Source organism: Pseudomonas sp. ACN5, from assembly GCF_002303975.1.
In the GTDB taxonomy this organism is placed as follows: Bacteria; Pseudomonadota; Gammaproteobacteria; order Pseudomonadales; family Pseudomonadaceae; genus Aquipseudomonas; species Aquipseudomonas laurylsulfatiphila.
Genome location: NZ_MRCP01000016.1, coordinates 1 through 17,273, shown reverse-complemented (window position 1 = coordinate 17,273; position 17,273 = coordinate 1). Strand labels below are relative to the sequence as shown.

Sequence of the window (17,273 nt, the reverse complement as noted above, 5' to 3'; positions counted from 1 at the left end):
CGAGTTCGTTCTAGGCGCATTGCGTCACCTTAATACAGTCATTTTTTTGGACTGTGCTTTATATGGTGGCCATGCGCGGGGCTCCCTTGCGGGCGCCGGGTTCTAGTGCGACCGGTCTACCAACCCGCGTGTGGCCGCCACCTTTCGTTTGGTAGCGAAGGTGATGGCTCCTTACTATTCGCGCTAGAGGTCCATTCCATGTTCAAGCTCACACCCAACCCGCCGGACACCGATCCGGCATCCCCGTCCGAAAGCCTCGATTCAAACAAGCTCCACGAAGCCGCCGAGCGCGCCCTCAAACTGGGCCCCCACATCATGGCCACCCCTCACAAACCCAGCACGATGTTCATCGTCAATCCCGAACTCAATACCGAAACCTTGCTGGTGCATGCCTGCGAGTCGCTGGCGTCGGCCAATGTCATGGCCAACGATCTGGTGGATCATCTGGAGGGCACGAGTCGCAATGCGCTGTTGGGCATTGCGCAGGTGATCATGTTGGGCGAACTGGCGGTGAACCGCGCACTGGATCAGCTTGATCCGCCCTGACCACAATCTCCGGATCACCGACAGACCTGTGGGAGCGGGCTTGCTCGCGAAAGCGGTGTGTCAGGCAACTTATATGTCGGCTGAAATATCGCTTTCGCGAGCAAGCCCGCTCCCACAGGGTGTTGGGCTAGCTGACAGATATCTGGCTTGCAGCCTGAGGCCGGGCGCCTGCAACGGGTCCTCCGTCAGCTCCCGAACGAACAACCCCAGCAATTCCGACTGGCTGCCAATGCCCAGCTTGGCGTAGATGTTCTTGCGGTGAATCTTCACCGTGCCGGGGCTGATGTTCAGTTGTTCGGCCACCGAGGCGCTGGAGTGACCGCGCAGCAAAGACGCACCGCATTGGGGCCTGGTGTTACCGAGTGCTACAGGGTTGGTAGCAGAAATAATCAGGCGGTTGAGTGGTGCTGGACGATCTGGATGAGGTTGCCGCAGGTGTCGTCCAGTACCGCGAGGGTGACCGGTCCCATCACCGTCGGTGGGCGGGTGAACTGAACCCCGGCGGCGCTGAGCCGGGCATACTCGGCTTGCACGTCGTCGACACCGAAAAACGTGCAGGGAATGCCGTCCTGTTTGATCGCGCTCTGGAAGGTTTTTGCCGCGCCGTGGGCATTGGGCTCCAGCAGCAGCTCGACGCCATCGGGATCGCCAGGCGAGGTCAGCGTCAGCCAGCGATGTTCGCCCATGGGAATGTCGTGCTTGAGTTCAAAACCGAGTACATCCCGGTAGAACGCCAGTGCCTTGGCCTGATCATCGACGAGCACGCTGGTGACTACGATTTTCATGGGGTGTTCCTCCTTATGACCATTCACGCTCCCGAGGGGCGTTTACCAGTAGACGGCAACAGTATGGTCAGAATTCCCAGCAGCGGCAGGTACGAACACAGCGTGTACACGTACTCGATGCCATGGATATCCGCCAGGTGCCCCAGCAGCGCAGCACCGATCCCGCCAAAACCGAACATCAGGCCGAAGAACACCCCGGCGATCATGCCGACGTTGCCGGGCACCAGTTCCTGGGCGAAGACCACGATGGCCGAGAATGCCGAGGCGAGGATGAAACCGATGATCATGCTCAACACGCCCGTCCAGAACAGGTCGACGTAGGGCAGGGCAAGGGTGAACGGCGCTGCGCCGAGGATCGAGAACCAGATCACTTGCTTGCGGCCGATCCGGTCACCGATCGGGCCGCCAAAGAAGGTGCCCGCCGCGACAGCGCCAAGAAACAGGAAGAGGTACAGCTGCGAACTGGCCACCGACAGGTCGAATTTTTCGATCAGGTAGAAGGTGAAGTAACTGGTGAAGCTGGCCATGTAGAAGTATTTGGAAAACACCAGCAACGCCAACACCACCAGGGCGAAGGTCACCCGCCGTTTCGACAGACCGTGGGTGGCCTTGCTGCCTTGCTTGAGCCTGAACAGGTTCAGGTGATTGCGATACCAGCGGCTCAGGCCGTATTGCACGAGGATGGCGAACACCGCGAACAGGCCGAACCAGGCGACGTTGCCCTGGCCATAGGGAATGATGATCGCGGCGGCCAGCAAGGGGCCGAAAGCGCTGCCGGCGTTGCCACCGACCTGAAAGGTCGACTGCGCCAGGCCGTAGCGACCGCCCGAGGCCAGGCGCGCCACCCGCGAGGTTTCCGGGTGAAAGGTCGACGACCCAACCCCCACCAGCGCCGAGGCCACGAGAATCGCCGGGAAACTGCCGACCATCGACAGCATCAGGATACCGATCAGGGTGCAGACCATGCCGGCCGGCAGCAGCCATGGCTTGGGATGACGGTCAGTGTAGAAACCGATCCAGGGTTGCAGCAATGAAGCGGTGAGCTGGAAGGTCAGGGTGATCAGGCCGACCTGGGTGAAGCTCAGGCCATAAGTGGCCTTGAGCATCGGGTAGATCGACGGCAGCACGGCCTGGATCAGGTCGTTGATCAGGTGCGCCAACGCACAGGCGCCGATGACGCGTATGACCAGGGGGCTGGCCTGGCTGGCGACCGAGACGGTGGGTGAGGGCGAGCCGAGGGTGGTGGTCGACATAGGCAGGTTTCCGGATAAAAAACGCGAGCCGCGAACGCAAGGCGCAGCCCATTTCAGGGTTCGGCGTTATCCTATGGGCCTCAAGGACGCCCGTCTCGCGCAACTCGGGCATGGACCATCGCAAAAAGGGCATCATGATCAAGCCATTGCAGACATTTCTTGCGGAGATCGACCAGGGCGGCTGGAGCGTTCGCAGCAGTGCGACCGACTACCCGGAAAACTGGTTTATCGCGCCGCATTCCCATGAAAAGCATCAACTGATCTATGCCATCGAAGGCGTGATGGTGGTGCACGCGGCAAACAGCCAATGGACGGTGCCGCCGAGCCGTGGCATCTGGATGCCGAGTGGGGTCGTGCACTGGATTCGCTGTGTCGGGCCGATCAAGATGCGCATCGTGTTTGTGCACCCCGGCGCGTGCCCGGACCTGCCCGGCGAAACCCGCGCGGTGAGTGTGTCCGCATTGCTCAGTGAGCTGATCAAGGTCTCGGTGGATTTCGATTTCAATTGCGATCCGGACTCGCGGGAAGCCCGGGTGCTGCGGCTGATCCTGGATGAACTGACGATACTGCCGACCTTGCCATTGAACCTGCCGCAGCCCAGCGATCAACGGATCAGCCAGATCTGTAGCGCGTTGCAGCAGGACCCGGGCGATGGCTCGACCTTGTCGGACTGGAGCGCGCGGTTGAACCTGGACGCCAAAACCATCCAGCGCCGCTTCCGCAAGGAAACCGGCATGACCTTCGGCCAATGGCGCCAGCAAGCGCGACTGCTGCTGGCGCTGGAACGCATCGCCGTTGGGGAGAAAATCATCGACATCGCCGGGGCGCTGGGATACGACAGCCCGAGCGCGTTCACCACCATGTTCAAGAAGCAGTTCGGCAAGACGCCGAGTGATTTTTTCAAGTGAGGCGGCCGCCCGTGGGACGGCCGCTTGACGCCTGAACCCGTTCAGGATCCTTGCGGTGTTTCACCTCGCGCCAGTCGGGCATTGATGTCTTCGATGACCGCCGGCAGATCGACGATGGTGTCGATCAGGTAGTGCGGGCGGGAGCCTTCGAACATCTTGACGATGCGCGCTCGCTCACTGTCCAGCCTGTCGGAAGGCAGGGCCTTGTATTGCTCGTAGGTCAAGCCCAGGGCATTGCCGGAACAGGTCAGCGCGACCGTCCACATCCCGGCGGCACGGCCTTCGAGAATGCCGGGCCAGGTGTCGTCGACCTTGACGCAGGCGGCGACGTCGCTGATCCCCAGGGCAATCACGTTGGCCAGGGCCTGGGCCGGGTAGGGGCGGCCGTTCGGCACCTCGTCGGTGGCCACCACATGGTCCGCCACGTAGCCATTGTGCCGCGCCAGTTCGACCACCTTTTCCATGACCACGGCCGGGTAACCGGAACAGGAACCGATTTTCAGGCCCTTGTCGCGCAAGGCATCGATGGTGTTCAGCGCGCCGGGAATCAGGGCCGAGTGCAGGGCGATTTTTTCGATCTGCAGTGGCATGAAGCGTTCGTACAGTGCGGTGACATCGTCATCGGTCGGCAAACGGTCAAACACGGCACGGTAGCGCTCGGCGATCTGCGGCTGATTGCACAGGGTACGGATGTGATCCCACTTGCCCATGCCCATCGGGCCCCGGGCTTCTTCCAGCGAAACGGCGACGCCGAACTCGGCAAAAGCCTCGACGAAAATCTGCGTGGGGGCGAAGGAGCCGAAATCGACAACGGTGCCGGCCCAGTCCAGGACCACGGCTTGCAGTTGGGTCGGTTGTTGGTAGTTCATGGTGTTTCTCCATTTTTTGTTGTGGGCAGGCCGTCCCTCCTGTCGCCAGGAAGTAGGCCTGTGGATTGCTCAAGGGTGAGGTGAAATCAGGTGGCCGGCGTTGGGCTCGAGTCGAACAGCTCCGCGATCATCGGCCGGTTTCGGCGAATGCCCAGGCAGCACAGGTGGTAGTCGATGGAAAACGGGTGATTGACGAAGGTGATCGGTTTGGTGCCGGGCGTTTCGGCGTACTCGACGGCCGAGACGAAACCGATACCGATGCCCTTGGCGATGGCATGGACGATGGCCTCGCGGCTGTTCAACTGCATGACGCAATTGAGGGCGACGCCCAGGCGCTTGCAGCTTTCCTCTACCAATTGACGAGTGCGGGAGCTTTTTTCCCGCAGCACCCATTTCTCTTCGCTGATCTGCTCGACATGGACTTCTTTCTGCCGGGCCCAGGGGTGGTCCTCGCGCACCACCGCAATGATCGGATAGCGCCGGTAAAGCTGCGTGTCAAAACGCTGGTCGAATTCGGACAGGGCCAGGATCGCCACATCGATATCGAAGTTGAACAGGCGATCCAGGGTCTCTTTTTCCGGAGAAAACGAGGTTTCCAGCTCGATGTCCGGGTGCCGCTGCATCAGTTCGTAGGTCAGGTTCATCGCAATGGGCGGGGACACCGCGCCCAGGCGCAGCATGCCGGTCTTGCGTTGCTTGAAACTCTGCAGCAGTTGCACGGCTTCATCCTCCTGGCCGAACAGGCCCTGGGTGATCGCATAGAGTTGGTGCCCGGCGGCACTCATTTCGATAAAGCGGCCGCGGCGATGGAACAGCTCCACGGAAAACTTCTTCTCCAGGGCATTGACCTGCTCACTGACCGTGGGCTGGCCGACGCTCAAATACTCGGCGGCGAGGGTGAAGCTGCCGGTCTTGGCCACTGCATGAAATGAACGTAGCCACTTGTGGTACTGGTACATAGACGATCCTGTTCCTGAGCCGCTGCCATTGGTTCAATCTGTCCAGCCGGGCCATCAACGCCGGATGAACAGCGCCACCGACGCGCTACACAGACAGGCAGCGGTGACCACGATGAAGATCAGCGAGGTGTTGCCGGTACTGTCGAGCATACTGCCGATCAGCGGTTCCGCCAGGCCGGCGAACAGGTAGGACGAGAAGTTCATCACCCCGGTCGCGGTGCCGGCGCGCTTGGCGCCCACCAGGTCCGGGCACAGTGCCCAGAAGCTGGAAGCGGGGCCATACACGAAGAAGCCGCAGAGGAACAACGCCACAAGACCGGTTGCGCTGTGGGGGGCAAGGGTCCACATCCACATACTGGTCGCCGCGCCGAGGAACATGTAGAGCATGATCGCCAGGTAGCGCTTGGAGCCGAACAGCTTGTCCGAGATCCAGCCGTTGCTCAGCGCGCCGATGGCCATGCCGACCGGAAGGGCCACGGTGATCCATTTCGGATCGATCATGCTGTCGCCGCTTTTCCAGTTGGCGCCCAGAAAGTGCACCGGCACCCAGACGATCAAACCGTAGCGGGCAGCGTTCTGGAACCCCAGGGACACGGCGGCGATAATCAGGCGAAAGTTCTTCAGTACCGCTTTGTAGCGTTGCGCCGATGTTTCGGTTTCACCGTGCGCCACCTCATGGTTCTTGTCCTCGGCGTTGGCCACGCCCGTGTCGGCCAGCGGTTCGAATCCCAGGTCTTGCGGACGCTCGCGGGCCACCAGGTAGAAGAGGATGCCGCCCGCGAGCATGAGCAATACGGGCAGGCGGAAGATCCAGCGCCATTCAAGATGCATCACTTCCAGCACGACGATCGAGGTCACGTAGGAAAGAACGGAAGCGCAACCGGCTGCGAACACGTAGAAGCCGTAGACCTTGCCGCGCTCACCCGCGCTCCACCAGTTGGAAATCAGCCGACTGCCCGGTGCCCAGCCCAATGCCTGGAAGTAGCCATTGATGCCCCAGGGCAAAATCAACGCGGCAAAGTTACTGGCGAAGCTCGTCACCCAGTTAGCGCCGCACGACAGTACCGCGCCAAGGGTCATGATGCGTCGGCCACCGAATTTGTCGGCGAGGTTGCCGTTGATGGCCTGGCCAATCGCGTAGGCCCAGAGCATGGCGGCCGATACCCAGCCAAGGTGCTCTTTGGTAAAGCCGAACTCGGCCTGGATACCGGGAATGGCGAAACCGAACGTTTGTCGCCCGGTATAGAAAAACAGATAGCAAAACATGGCCGCCAGCAGCATGCGCCACTGGGCGACGCGAAACGATGCGCTGTGTACGGCGAGACCTGGCATGGTTTGGGCACGATTCATGATCTTTTCCTTATTCTTGTTCGTTCCCTGCGAGTTGCGGCGCAGGGTGCACTCTTTTTCAGGTGCGGCAGGAAATCGTCGCGGCTCGTTACGCCGCTGGCAGTGTAGTGTCTTGGGGGCTGTCGAGCCCTAGGCCGCTCGTGAGCCGATGAAGTTCTTGCCGCGTGCGCCCTGCAGGGCGAAGTCGATCATGGCTTGCGCCTTCTCGGGTGTTACGCCGTAGTCGGCGAATTCGGTCTTCACATCCAGGCTGTGCAGGAAGGCGCGCAAACGGGCCTGGGCTTTGTCCAGGTCCGGCCCGAAAACCCGTTGCAGGGTCTTGTCACGCGTTGCGTCGTGGCCCCAGGCGAGGCCCAACACCAGTGGCAAGGTGAAGGAGCAGGCGATGCCGTGGGGCAAGCCGTAGTGCAAGGTCATTTCATAGGAAATGGAGTGGGCCAGCGCGGTCTTGGTGTTGGAGAACGCCATGCCGGCCTTGAGTGCGGCGAGGGCCATCCGTGAACGCAGTTCCTGATTGGACAGGTCGCGCCGCAGCAAGGGCAGGCATTCGAGGATGTCTTCGATGGCAGAGATGGCGAAGGTGTCGGAAAGCGGGTTGGCGTTGATGTTCCAGATCGATTCCAGTGCGTGGGACAAGGCATCCAGGCCTGTGGATACGGTGACGCTGGCCGGCACCGTGAGCATCAATTGCGGATCGATGATCGCGACCTTTGGCCAGGTACAGTCCAGGTGCAGGGAATACTTCTTGTGGTTGGCCGCGTCCCAGATCGTGGCCCAGGGCGTGACTTCACTGCCGGTGCCTGCCGTGGTCGGGGCTGCGATCAGCTGTTTGCTGCGTACCGGAACGAAGGGTTTGCCGGTGGCCAGCAAGTCGAGCAACTCATCGAAGCGGCCTGACTCGGTGCCGACAATCAGCGCCTTGGCGGTGTCGATGGCACTGCCGCCTCCGACGGCAATCACCGCATGGCAATCGCCGGCTTCCTGCCAGAAGCGTTCATAGGTCGCGCGCAGTTGCGCGACATCGGGATTGGGCTGGACATCTTCGATCACGTAGACCAGACGTTTACCCAGCAGCGACTGGAGGCGATCCACCAGCCCCAGGTCACGGGCTTCGGGAAAGGTCACGACGGCAACGTTCTGGTGTTCGGTGATGGCGGCCAGGTCTTGCAGGCTGCCCCAGCCGAAACGGGTATCCACTGGGTTGTGAAATCGGGCGGTCATGGCGGGTCCTTGGTTTTTGTTGTTGGAAGTGACGCCATGCTCGCGGTCCAGGCACTGCTGCACAAATCGATAATTCGCAGGTTTGAATCGGCTGGGCCGATAGTGGGGCGAGCTCACGGGACACGTATCCAGCTGTGATTCGAATGAACGAACGCTGCCCGGCGTAAAGGAACTACCTAGAACACTGCGGAAAATGCCGTCACTGATGGGGGTAGTCTCAATATCCCGCCTGCGGGGGCTGCCTTAGGCTGTGGGCTTTTGGCAAACCAATGGGCGGAGTCGCCATGCGTTTTTTTGAACTGATCACTTTCACCGTGCGTGTGCGTACCGTCGCCGATGCCCTGGCGCGCATCGAGGCTGTACTGAACGACCCGAGTGTCGGCGGCATGCTGATGGGCTGTTGGGCCTCGGAGATCGGCCAGTTGAACCAGATTGCCGTACTGCGCGGCTATGGGAACGAAAGCCTGCGGCAGGCAGAGCGCGAGCGTTTCCTGCTGGGGGGCGGGGCGTTTGGCGTCAACGAGTTCATCACCGACCTGCGCATCGAAAACTACACGCTGTTTCCCTTCCTCGAACCCTTGAGCGCCGGCCGGCACGGTCCGTTCTATGAGTTGCGCGTCTACGACCTGGTCAGCAGCGGCTTGCAGCCGACACTCGACGGCTGGAGCAAAGCCATCGAGGCGCGAACCGCCGAGCAATATTCTCCGGTGTACGCGGCGTTTTACGCCACCGACGGCGCGCTGCCGCGCTATCTGCACATCTGGCCGTGGGCCAGCCTTGAGCAGCGCTTGCAGGTGCGCACCCAGGCGGTCACCGACGGCGTCTGGCCGCCGGAAAACTCCGGCCCGCAACTGCGTGACATGTGCTCGACGATCTATCTGCCGGCGAAGTTTTCCCCCTTGCAATGACGAGGGCTCGGCTCATGCGCAGCCGAACGGTGCGCATTAGCGACGCGCCGGAAATGGCCCTGTAAACTGGCGGCGCAAAAGGCGCTCGCCTTACCCTTTCAAGCAAGAGAAATTCCAATGGCAAACCACGACCTGACCTTTACGCCTGACCTCGATGCCGATTCGATTTCCTCCGACGTCGTCGGTTTCGGCGGTGTGCTGGTCTCCACCCAGATCCCCACCCGTGCCGACGGCAGCCTGGAGCTGGGCGACATCACCCTGCAAAGCGAATGCACCCTGCAAGCGCTGAAGGTCGCGCTGGAACGTGCCGGCAGCTCCATGGACCGCGTGATGCACCTGACCATCTACCTCACCGACATGGCCGACCGCGCCGCGTTCAACGAGGTCTACAAACGCTACTTCGCCAAGCCGTGGCCAGTGCGCGCCGCTGTCGGGGTTGCCTCGCTGGCGGTGGAAGGCATGCGCGTGGAAGTGACCGCGATGGCGGCCAAGGCCTGATTTCGGCAACACACACACCTGTGGGAGCGGGCTTGCTCGCGAAGGCGGCGTGTCAGCTTGCACAAGTGTTGACTGACCCAGCGCTTTCGCGAGCAAGCCCGCTCCCACAGTTGAATGTTGTTGTGCACAAGTTCTGAGTACGACATAAATCCCCTTGTGGGAGCGGGCTTGCCCGCGAAGGCGGCGTGTCAGCTTGCACAAGTGTTGACTGACCCAGCGCTTTCGCGAGCAAGCCCGCTCCCACAGGGGATGTTGGGCATTTGGCCGACGCCGATCAAATAATGTAGGAGCGAGCTTGCTCGCGATGAACACAAGGGCGACGCGTGCATACAGAATGCCCGCGTCATCGTTAACGTCCATCGCGAGCAAGCTCGCTCCCACAAGGATTCAGGCAGGGCAGATCTGCCCAAGGCCACCACCGGGCAGCATACGGGTGCCGGTCAGGCGTTTCGCCGCTACAATGCACGCCTCGACCGTGACAAGCCTGACTAAAAAAACTATGTCTTTGCCCAAACATCACCTGGAATTGCTCAGCCCTGCCCGCGATGTCGCCATCGCCCGCGAGGCTATCCTGCATGGTGCCGATGCCGTGTACATCGGCGGCCCGAGCTTCGGCGCCCGCCACAACGCCTGCAACGAGGTGAGCGAGATTGCCGAACTGGTGGAATTCGCCCGTCGTTATCACGCGCGGATCTTCACCACCATCAACACGATCCTGCACGACAACGAACTGGAGCCGGCCCGCCAGCTGATCCACCAGTTGTACGACGCCGGCGTCGATGCGCTGATCGTCCAGGACCTGGGTGTGATGGAACTGGACATTCCGCCGATCGAACTGCACGCCAGTACCCAGACGGACATCCGCACCCTGGAGCGGGCAAAGTTCCTCGATCAGGCCGGTTTCTCGCAACTGGTGCTGGCCCGCGAGCTGAACCTCAAGGAAATCCGCGCCATCGCCGACGAAACCGACGCGGCCATCGAGTTCTTTATCCATGGCGCCTTGTGCGTGGCGTTTTCCGGCCAGTGCAACATTTCCCACGCGCAGACCGGGCGCAGCGCCAACCGCGGCGACTGCTCCCAGGCTTGCCGCCTGCCGTACACCCTCAAGGATGAAAAGGGTGGGGTGATCGCTTACGAAAAGCACCTGCTGTCGATGAAGGACAACAACCAGAGCGCCAACATCCGCGCGCTGGTCGAGGCGGGCGTGCGCTCGTTCAAGATCGAGGGCCGCTACAAGGACATGGGCTATGTGAAGAACATCACCGCCTACTACCGCCAGCGTCTCGACGACGTCCTCGAAGACCGTCCGGACCTGGCCCGCGCTTCCAGCGGCCGCACCGCGCACTTCTTCCTGCCCGACCCGGAAAAGACCTTCCACCGTGGCAGCACCGATTACTTCGTCACTGACCGCAAGATCGATATCGGCGCCTTTGACTCGCCGACCTTCACCGGTCTGCCGGTGGGTGTGGTCGAGAAGGTCGCCAAGCGCGACATGCAGGTCGTGACGCACGAGCCGCTGTCCAACGGTGACGGCCTCAACGTGCTGGTCAAGCGTGAAGTGGTGGGTTTCCGCGCCAACATCGCCGAACCCAAGGGCGAATTCGAGGAGGACGGCGAGAAGCGTTATCGCTATCGCGTCGAGCCCAACGAGATGCCGGAGGGGATGTACAAGCTGCGCCCCAACCATCCGCTGAATCGCAATCTCGATCACAACTGGCAACAGGCGCTGCAAAGGACCTCGGCCGAGCGTCGCATCGCCCTGAGCTGGGTCGCTCGCCTGCGCGAAGAACAGCTGGAACTGACAGCGACCAGCGAGGAGGGCATCAGCGCCAGCGTCACCCTGGCCGGCCCGTTCGGCGCGGCCAACAAGCCAGAGCAGGCGCTGGAGCAGTTGCAGGATCTGCTCGGCCAGCTGGGTACCACCCAGTACCACGCCATCGATATCAAGCTGGATGCGCCGCAGGCGTTCTTCATCCCGAACTCGCAGCTCAAGGCCTTGCGCCGCGAAGTGATTGAAGCCTTGACCCAGGCGCGGGTCGCCGCCCACCCGCGCGGCAGCCGTAAAGCCGAAACCACGCCGCCGCCGGTGTATCCGGATTCGCACCTGACGTTCCTGGCCAACGTCTACAACCAGAAGGCTCGTGACTTCTATCACCGCCATGGGGTCAAGCTGATCGACGCGGCCTACGAGGCCCACGAGGAGGCCGGCGAAGTGCCGGTGATGATCACCAAGCACTGCCTGCGTTTCTCCTTCAACCTGTGTCCGAAACAGGCCAAGGGCGTGACCGGCGTGCGCACCAAGGTCGCGCCGATGCAACTGATTCACGGCGATGAAGTGCTGACGCTGAAGTTCGATTGCAAGCCATGCGAAATGCACATCATCGGCAAGATGAAGGGCCACATCCTCAATCTGCCGCAACCGGGCAGCGTGGTCGGTCACATCAGCCCCGAAGACCTGCTCAAGACCATCCCGCGCGCACCGCACTGAGTGACCGGCGAGCGCGCCGCAACGGCGCGCTCGCCTTTTGCTCAAGATCCAGCGAAAGGGCGTCCTCGTTTGTCGTTTTTTTGTTTTAAGCGCGGAGCATGGTTGCAGCCTGTTCTTGCTGGAATCCAGACGCTGGCGACAAATCCGTAGCTGCAGTCGACGCTACCCGCAGGTCTCGAGGACGGCTTTTTCAGCTCGTTTGAATTCCTGTTTGATGTCGGTGGGGATGCGTTGCTTTTTGAGTTCCTGGCCGAGGAAGGGTTGATCGCTGCGGGAGTGGACCTCGGCGTCTTCGGCCGTTATCTGTGCTTCGATGGCCGCGGCGTGCTTGTCGATGACGGCATTGACCTCTGCTTCGTTTCTGGCCGTATCAAGTGCCAGGACCAACTGGCCAGCCTCGGCTTTTTCGGCCTCGGCATAGGCTTCGACCGTCAACCCGGAGGCCAGGGCCCGCGCCTGGGTTTCCAGGCTGTTGAGATGCTCCCGGGCGGCCCTGCAGACCGCTTCCTGTCGCTGGCTCTCGATGTGTTCCCAGGTGTTCAGTCCATAAATCGCGGCCCCGACCACCAGGATGGTTGCAAAGGTGCCCATCAGTTTGCCTTTCACATTTTGCGCCCTCAAATGGCAAAGGAGGGGTGTTGAGCAAACGATTTCCGATTCCATCCCCTAAAGGAAAAGCGTAGCAGACGTGATCGGGCCGAATGTGCGCCGGGCACTTCCCGGGGACTTGGCTGAACACTAAGCATCTGTTTTAAAAAACAAATTGTTTTATTGGGGCTTCCCATACGAGGCAAAAGTTGGTAAATTGCCGCCCACACTTGCACAGGCCCTCAGGGAGTCTGTCACGCAAGCAGGCAACAGCGCTTGTTGCCACTCAAGAAAGCGAGTGCCTGGCACTCATCGCAACAGATACAGGGGCGTCGCCAAGCGGTAAGGCAGCAGGTTTTGATCCTGCCATGCGTTGGTTCGAATCCAGCCGCCCCTGCCATTTTTCTTCTTGCTCAATCAGAAAACACTCGACCGACGGTTGTTATTCGTCGATTCGTCGGTTTTTTGCGCTCGTTGTCCATGTCCCGGATGCTCCCTTGCAAACCAGCGTGCAGCCAAGGCTCGCGGACGTTCTTTGTGCGCGTCTGATGAAGATTTTCTGAGTGATCCGGCCGTCTGTCACTGAACCAGAGCTGCGCTGTAGTTGTTTCTACACAGCGCTTACACTGAAGATGCCCGTCAATTCCTAACTCTAAAGTCAAGAAAAGGACGCCTCAAATGAAAGTCAGTGCACGCAACGTATTCAAAGGCAAGGTCAGCCAGGTCCAGCCGGGCGCGGTCAACGCTGAAGTGGTGTTGACCCTGGCGGGCGGCGAGCAACTGGTTGCCGTCGTCACCATGGAAAGCATCAAGAGCCTGGGCATCGCCGTCGGCAAAGAAGCCGTCGCGCTGATCAAGGCACCCTGGGTGATGTTGATGACCGAATCGAGCGACATTCGCCTGTCGGCGCGTAACTGCCTGGAAGGCAAGGTACTGAGCGTGACCGACGGTGCGGTCAATGCTGAAGTGGTGATCGAGCTGGCTGGCGGTTCGAAGGTCTATTCGATCGTGACCCGCGATGCGGTGGCAGAGCTGGGTCTGGCAACCGGCGTCAGCGCCACGGCCGTGATCAAGGCTTCCCACATCATCCTGGGCGTTCCGGCCTGATCACACGCCGGCATTGTTCACTGATCCCCGTGATCCATTGTTTGATGGATCACGGGGATTTTTTGTTTCTGCCTCCCGCTCCCCGGCCGCGTGGGTGCCTCTAGCGAAAGCGCTCCGGGATGGCCTCGGCAAACGGATACCAGGCAAACCAGGGCCTTGCCTCGTCGATCACTCGCTTGACCGAGGGTCTTTCGGTCAACCTGTCGAAATAAGCGCGCAAGTGGCGATGATCGTCGGCAAAGGGAACGAGGGTGCTGGCGTAGAACAGCGCCGGGGCGGCGGCGCAATCGGCCATGCTGAATGCCGGACTGGCCACCCAGGTTCGTGCCGCCAGTTGCCGTTCAAGCAGGCCGTACGCCGTTGTCAGCGCGGCGCGCTCGCGGGTCAGGTCGCCGTTGGCGGCGTTCAGGCGGTCAGCGACGATCTTCTGCATCGGCACCTGGACGTGGAGGTCGAAAAAGCGATCCCACAGCCGCACTTCCAGGGCGGCTTCCCAATCGTACGGAATCAGGTGCGCCTGGCCGGTATGGAGCCGGTCCAGATATTCAATGATCACACTCGACTCCGGCACGTTCTTTTGCCGGGTGTGATCGCGAAGCACCGGGAACTTGCCGATCGGCCACAGCGCTTGAAGTTCGGCCCGGTCGGCGTCGTTGCCCAGGTCGATAATCCGTTTTTCAAACTCGATGTCCAGTTCATAGAGGGCGATCAGTGCTTTGTGGCAGAACGACGAGAGCGGGTGGAAATAAAGAGTCAGTGACATCCTTCCATTCCTCGGTGAGATGCAAGCCGCTTCATTATCCGTCGCCATCGGCCAGTGCGCGAGGCGCTCCATCATGATGTCCGGTGAGGGCTGTTCGGGTTAGAGTACGGGTCCTGGCCTGAATATCAGGCATGCCGCGTTCAGGGTCATACCGCCATGCACCAGATCGGACTCATTGTTTATCCCGGTTTTCAGGTTCTGGGGCTGGCCATGTGTGCCGCCTTCGAATTGGCCAACAGTGCCGGTGACGAACCGTTGTACCGCATTGCCTTGTTGTCCGAGCCGGGTGGCCTGGTGCAAACGTCCGCCGGTTTTGCCGTGCAGACCGAAGCGTTCGACCAGCGCGCGTTCGATACGCTGCTGGTCCTGGGCGATAACCTGATCCGCCCGACTACTGCGGGCATGCTGGCGTTTTTGCGCCGCGCCAGTCACGGCACCCGACGCCTGGGCTCGATTTGCACAGGGGCGACGGCTTTGGCGGAGGCCGGTTTGCTTGATGGTCGGCGGGCGACCACCCACTGGGCGCATGTGCCGGCCTTTCGCAAGGCGTACCCGAAGGTGAAGGTCGAGCAAGACCGGATCTTCGTCAATGATGGTCATCTGTGGACGGCGGCGGGCATGAGCGCGTGCGTGGACCTGGCGTTGGCGTTGGTGGAGCAGGACCTGGGTGCCGACCTTGCACGCCAGGTGGCGCGGCAGTTGGTGGTGTACCACCGGCGTTCCGGCGGACAGTCGCAGTTTTCAGTGATGCTGGAACTGGCCCCCAAGACCGATCGGATTCAGGCCGCGCTGAACTACGCCAGGCAGAATCTGAAGTCCGCGCTGTCGGTCGAGGAGCTGGCCAGCGCGGCCAATCTCAGCCCCCGGCAATTCAGCCGGGTGTTTCATGCCGAAACCGGCCAGTCCCCGGCCAAGGCCATCGAAAGCCTGCGGGTCGAGTCGGCCCGGTTGATGATGGAAACCGGGCGGCACTCCATCGATGTGGTGGCGACGGACACGGGGTTTGGTGATCGGGAGCGGATGCGCCGCGCTTTTATTCGTGCCTTCGGGCAGCCGCCGCAGGTGATTCAGCGGGCCAGTCGGGGTTGATTTGTTGATGTCCTGAAAAGTGGTATATACGACATTCAAGCCTTAATATTATTGGCGTAATCTTGATCTCGTTGAAATCCTCCCTCAGTGAGATCACCGCCATGACCATCGTCAAAGCCGCCGCCGTACAAATCAGTCCCGTTCTTTACAGCCGTGAAGGCACGGTCGACAAAGTGGTGCAGAAGATTCTCGAACTCGGCGAACAGGGCGTGCAATTTGCCGTGTTCCCGGAAACCGTCGTGCCCTACTACCCGTACTTTTCCTTCGTGCAGTCGCCGTTCGAAATGGCCGCCGAACACCTCAAGCTGCTGGACCAGGCTGTCACCGTGCCTTCGCCTGCCACCGATGCCATCGGCGCTGCGGCCAGGCAAGTCGGCATGGTCGTGTCCATCGGCGTCAACGAGCGTGATGGCGGCACGCTGTACAACACGCAGCTGCTGTTCGATGCCGACGGCTCGCTGATCCAGCGTCGCCGCAAGATCTCCCCGACCTACCATGAACGCATGATCTGGGGCATGGGCGACGGTTCCGGCCTGCGGGCCGTCGACAGCGCGGCAGGGCGAATCGGGCAACTGGCCTGCTGGGAGCATTTCAACCCGCTGGCCCGTTATGCCTTGATGGCCGATGGCGAACAGATCCATGCGGCGATGTACCCGGGGTCGTTTGCAGGTCCGTTGTTCGCCTCGCAAATGGAAGTCAGCATTCGCCAGCATGCCCTGGAGGCCGCGTGTTTCGTGGTCAACTCCACGGCGTGGCTGTACCCCGAGCAACAGGCGCAGATCATGGCGGATACCGGCTGCACCATCGGCCCGATCTCCGGCGGCTGCTTTACCGCGATCATCAGCCCGGATGGCACAGTGCTGGGTTCGTTGCAGGAAGGTGAAGGCGAGGTGATCGCCGACCTCGACATGGGCCTGATCGACAAGCGCAAACGCATGATGGATTCCCGCGGCCACTACAGTCGCCCGGAACTGTTGAGCCTGCTGATTGACCGTACACCGCACGCCCATGTGCATGAACGCAGTGCGCATCTGACGCTGGCCGAACAGACCGGGATGGAAGAAGTGATTGGGTAGGTTGTTCACGTAATTGCGGGGAATACCGATACCTGTAGGAGCGAGCTTGCTCGCGATGGAGGTCAACGATGATGCGGGGGGCCTGACACCCCGCGGTGCTCTCAGGTTTTTCGCGAGCAAGCTCGCTCCTACAGATATTTCGTGATCTGTGTGTCCCGGTGAAGTTTTCTTCTGTTTGTCCGCGTTGCAGATTGCGTTTCAGCGACGCCAGAAGTAACGCGCCAGCAGTGCGTCTAGGCTGAGCTTGCCGGCACCGGACAGCAACAGCGGAGTGAGGGTCACAAGGTAGATCAAGGGCAGCTTGAAGTTACCGTAACCCTTGTTGCTGATGGCGTAACCTTGGGCAAGTTCACTCAGGGTGTGCCAGTCGGCGGGCCAATGCACGGCGGCGGTGGCGACGAGGGTCACCACCATCAGGCTCAACGCCGAGAAGCGTGTGCCAAGGCCCACCAGCAAGGTCATGGCGAAGATCAGTTCGGCCCACATCGACAGTTCCCAGTTCAGCGTCGCTGGAAGGTGGTCGAACGGAAACGGGAAGCGCTCCTGGATATCGGCGAACCAGTTCTGGCCGTTGAATTTTTCCAGGCCCGATTCAAGGAATTCCCAGGCAAGGAACACTCGCAGCACCAGAGGCGCAACCCAGACGCCGGCACGGTCGAGGCTCAGGTTCAGGCCTTTGATGGCCGAGGAAATGGAGGTGTTCATGGACGATGATCTCCTTCAGGTCGGGGAGGCGGGGCGAGGGCATGCCCCGTGAGTTGTGCGCTTTGATCGGCCAGGCCAATCGACCGGCGTATTTCATCAAGGGGGTGTATCTGCGGTGTGTCGTTGGGGTGGGGTTTTGCGTGCGGGGTGTGTCAGGGGC

General features: G+C 61.1%; 17 protein-coding genes, 1 tRNA gene and 1 pseudogene. 9 read left to right on the top strand and 10 right to left on the bottom strand.

Translation table 11 applies throughout. The features are described from left to right. Nucleotides 1–198: 198 nt before the first annotated feature. Nucleotides 199–546 carry a DUF6124 family protein gene (locus tag BSF40_RS25135; RefSeq protein WP_095967264.1) on the top strand — a complete coding sequence of 116 codons (348 nt, stop codon included), beginning with the start codon at nucleotides 199–201 and terminating at the stop codon, nucleotides 544–546. A gap of 156 nt (nucleotides 547–702) precedes the next feature. Here BSF40_RS25135 and BSF40_RS25130 read toward each other — a convergent pair. The 3 genes and pseudogenes from BSF40_RS25130 to BSF40_RS25120 form a co-directional block, all read right to left on the bottom strand. Further along, nucleotides 703–876: pseudogene (locus BSF40_RS25130) on the bottom strand (helix-turn-helix transcriptional regulator); the annotation flags it as partial. A gap of 59 nt (nucleotides 877–935) precedes the next feature. Next, nucleotides 936–1,331 carry a VOC family protein gene (locus tag BSF40_RS25125; RefSeq protein WP_095967263.1) on the bottom strand — a complete coding sequence of 132 codons (396 nt, stop codon included), beginning with the start codon at nucleotides 1,329–1,331 and terminating at the stop codon, nucleotides 936–938. Nucleotides 1,332–1,354: 23 nt separating this feature from the next. Next, a complete protein-coding gene (locus BSF40_RS25120; protein ID WP_095967262.1) occupies nucleotides 1,355–2,584 on the bottom strand; it encodes an MFS transporter in 1,230 nt (409 codons plus the stop codon). Nucleotides 2,585–2,718: 134 nt separating this feature from the next. Here BSF40_RS25120 and BSF40_RS25115 point away from each other — a divergent pair, with 134 nt between their 5' ends. Next, a complete protein-coding gene (locus tag BSF40_RS25115) occupies nucleotides 2,719–3,492 on the top strand; it encodes a helix-turn-helix domain-containing protein (RefSeq protein ID WP_095967367.1) in 774 nt (257 codons plus the stop codon). Between the two features lie 41 nt (nucleotides 3,493–3,533). On the opposite strand, the gene phnX is transcribed toward BSF40_RS25115, so the two are convergent. The 4 genes from phnX to psrA form a co-directional block, all read right to left on the bottom strand. Next, nucleotides 3,534–4,361 (bottom strand): phosphonoacetaldehyde hydrolase, encoded by an 828-nt coding sequence (phnX, locus tag BSF40_RS25110; RefSeq protein WP_007980567.1) that lies wholly within the window; start codon nucleotides 4,359–4,361, stop codon nucleotides 3,534–3,536. 86 nt (nucleotides 4,362–4,447) lie between these two features. Next, a complete protein-coding gene (locus tag BSF40_RS25105; protein ID WP_007980564.1) occupies nucleotides 4,448–5,320 on the bottom strand; it encodes a LysR substrate-binding domain-containing protein in 873 nt (290 codons plus the stop codon). A 54-nt stretch (nucleotides 5,321–5,374) separates the two neighbouring features. Next, on the bottom strand, nucleotides 5,375–6,670 hold the full coding sequence (locus tag BSF40_RS25100) for an MFS transporter (RefSeq protein ID WP_095967261.1): 1,296 nt from the start codon (nucleotides 6,668–6,670) through the stop codon (nucleotides 5,375–5,377). Nucleotides 6,671–6,799: 129 nt separating this feature from the next. Then, nucleotides 6,800–7,891, bottom strand: a complete 1,092-nt coding sequence (gene psrA, locus BSF40_RS25095; RefSeq protein ID WP_095967260.1) for an iron-containing alcohol dehydrogenase PsrA — start codon at nucleotides 7,889–7,891, stop codon at nucleotides 6,800–6,802. Between the two features lie 284 nt (nucleotides 7,892–8,175). Here psrA and BSF40_RS25090 point away from each other — a divergent pair, with 284 nt between their 5' ends. The 3 genes from BSF40_RS25090 (at nucleotide 8,176) to BSF40_RS25080 (ending at nucleotide 11,785) form a co-directional block, all read left to right on the top strand. Continuing rightward, complete coding sequence (locus BSF40_RS25090) at nucleotides 8,176–8,799, top strand: NIPSNAP family protein (protein WP_095967259.1); 624 nt, start codon at nucleotides 8,176–8,178, stop codon at nucleotides 8,797–8,799. A gap of 117 nt (nucleotides 8,800–8,916) precedes the next feature. Beyond that, a complete protein-coding gene (locus BSF40_RS25085; protein ID WP_007980523.1) occupies nucleotides 8,917–9,297 on the top strand; it encodes a RidA family protein in 381 nt (126 codons plus the stop codon). 499 nt (nucleotides 9,298–9,796) lie between these two features. Then, nucleotides 9,797–11,785, top strand: coding sequence for a U32 family peptidase (locus BSF40_RS25080; protein ID WP_095967258.1), 1,989 nt, complete (start codon nucleotides 9,797–9,799; stop codon nucleotides 11,783–11,785). A gap of 162 nt (nucleotides 11,786–11,947) precedes the next feature. Here the strand turns inward: BSF40_RS25080 and BSF40_RS25075 are convergent, their stop codons facing one another. Continuing rightward, nucleotides 11,948–12,376 (bottom strand): hypothetical protein, encoded by a 429-nt coding sequence (locus BSF40_RS25075; RefSeq protein WP_015095502.1) that lies wholly within the window; start codon nucleotides 12,374–12,376, stop codon nucleotides 11,948–11,950. Nucleotides 12,377–12,698: 322 nt separating this feature from the next. Between BSF40_RS25075 and BSF40_RS25070 the strand changes: the two genes are divergently transcribed. Beyond that, a tRNA-Gln gene (locus tag BSF40_RS25070) sits at nucleotides 12,699–12,773 on the top strand. A 278-nt stretch (nucleotides 12,774–13,051) separates the two neighbouring features. Next, entirely contained in the window at nucleotides 13,052–13,480 is a 429-nt protein-coding gene (locus BSF40_RS25065) for a molybdopterin-binding protein (protein WP_008021531.1), read from the top strand. A 100-nt stretch (nucleotides 13,481–13,580) separates the two neighbouring features. On the opposite strand, the gene BSF40_RS25060 is transcribed toward BSF40_RS25065, so the two are convergent. Beyond that, complete coding sequence (locus BSF40_RS25060; protein ID WP_095967257.1) at nucleotides 13,581–14,243, bottom strand: glutathione S-transferase family protein; 663 nt, start codon at nucleotides 14,241–14,243, stop codon at nucleotides 13,581–13,583. Between the two features lie 156 nt (nucleotides 14,244–14,399). On the opposite strand from BSF40_RS25060, the gene BSF40_RS25055 reads away from it, so the two are divergent. After that, nucleotides 14,400–15,332 (top strand): GlxA family transcriptional regulator, encoded by a 933-nt coding sequence (locus BSF40_RS25055; RefSeq protein ID WP_095967256.1) that lies wholly within the window; start codon nucleotides 14,400–14,402, stop codon nucleotides 15,330–15,332. Between the two features lie 101 nt (nucleotides 15,333–15,433). Next, nucleotides 15,434–16,408 carry a nitrilase-related carbon-nitrogen hydrolase gene (locus BSF40_RS25050; protein WP_095967255.1) on the top strand — a complete coding sequence of 325 codons (975 nt, stop codon included), beginning with the start codon at nucleotides 15,434–15,436 and terminating at the stop codon, nucleotides 16,406–16,408. A 198-nt stretch (nucleotides 16,409–16,606) separates the two neighbouring features. On the opposite strand, the gene BSF40_RS25045 is transcribed toward BSF40_RS25050, so the two are convergent. Then, nucleotides 16,607–17,113, bottom strand: coding sequence for a DoxX family protein (locus tag BSF40_RS25045; RefSeq protein ID WP_095967254.1), 507 nt, complete (start codon nucleotides 17,111–17,113; stop codon nucleotides 16,607–16,609). Nucleotides 17,114–17,273: the final 160 nt, after the last annotated feature.

What these genes read in the sequence shown, in the direction of transcription:
- BSF40_RS25135 (WP_095967264.1), top strand. Translation starts at nt 199, where the DNA reads ATGTTCAAGCTCACACCCAACCCGCCGGACACCGATCCGGCATCCCCG.
- BSF40_RS25125 (WP_095967263.1), bottom strand. Translation starts at nt 1,331, where the DNA reads ATGAAAATCGTAGTCACCAGCGTGCTCGTCGATGATCAGGCCAAGGCA.
- BSF40_RS25120 (WP_095967262.1), bottom strand. Translation starts at nt 2,584, where the DNA reads ATGTCGACCACCACCCTCGGCTCGCCCTCACCCACCGTCTCGGTCGCC.
- BSF40_RS25115 (WP_095967367.1), top strand. Translation starts at nt 2,719, where the DNA reads ATGATCAAGCCATTGCAGACATTTCTTGCGGAGATCGACCAGGGCGGC.
- phnX (WP_007980567.1), bottom strand. Translation starts at nt 4,361, where the DNA reads ATGAACTACCAACAACCGACCCAACTGCAAGCCGTGGTCCTGGACTGG.
- BSF40_RS25105 (WP_007980564.1), bottom strand. Translation starts at nt 5,320, where the DNA reads ATGTACCAGTACCACAAGTGGCTACGTTCATTTCATGCAGTGGCCAAG.
- BSF40_RS25100 (WP_095967261.1), bottom strand. Translation starts at nt 6,670, where the DNA reads ATGAATCGTGCCCAAACCATGCCAGGTCTCGCCGTACACAGCGCATCG.
- psrA (WP_095967260.1), bottom strand. Translation starts at nt 7,891, where the DNA reads ATGACCGCCCGATTTCACAACCCAGTGGATACCCGTTTCGGCTGGGGC.
- BSF40_RS25090 (WP_095967259.1), top strand. Translation starts at nt 8,176, where the DNA reads ATGCGTTTTTTTGAACTGATCACTTTCACCGTGCGTGTGCGTACCGTC.
- BSF40_RS25085 (WP_007980523.1), top strand. Translation starts at nt 8,917, where the DNA reads ATGGCAAACCACGACCTGACCTTTACGCCTGACCTCGATGCCGATTCG.
- BSF40_RS25080 (WP_095967258.1), top strand. Translation starts at nt 9,797, where the DNA reads ATGTCTTTGCCCAAACATCACCTGGAATTGCTCAGCCCTGCCCGCGAT.
- BSF40_RS25075 (WP_015095502.1), bottom strand. Translation starts at nt 12,376, where the DNA reads ATGGGCACCTTTGCAACCATCCTGGTGGTCGGGGCCGCGATTTATGGA.
- BSF40_RS25065 (WP_008021531.1), top strand. Translation starts at nt 13,052, where the DNA reads ATGAAAGTCAGTGCACGCAACGTATTCAAAGGCAAGGTCAGCCAGGTC.
- BSF40_RS25060 (WP_095967257.1), bottom strand. Translation starts at nt 14,243, where the DNA reads ATGTCACTGACTCTTTATTTCCACCCGCTCTCGTCGTTCTGCCACAAA.
- BSF40_RS25055 (WP_095967256.1), top strand. Translation starts at nt 14,400, where the DNA reads ATGCACCAGATCGGACTCATTGTTTATCCCGGTTTTCAGGTTCTGGGG.
- BSF40_RS25050 (WP_095967255.1), top strand. Translation starts at nt 15,434, where the DNA reads ATGACCATCGTCAAAGCCGCCGCCGTACAAATCAGTCCCGTTCTTTAC.
- BSF40_RS25045 (WP_095967254.1), bottom strand. Translation starts at nt 17,113, where the DNA reads ATGAACACCTCCATTTCCTCGGCCATCAAAGGCCTGAACCTGAGCCTC.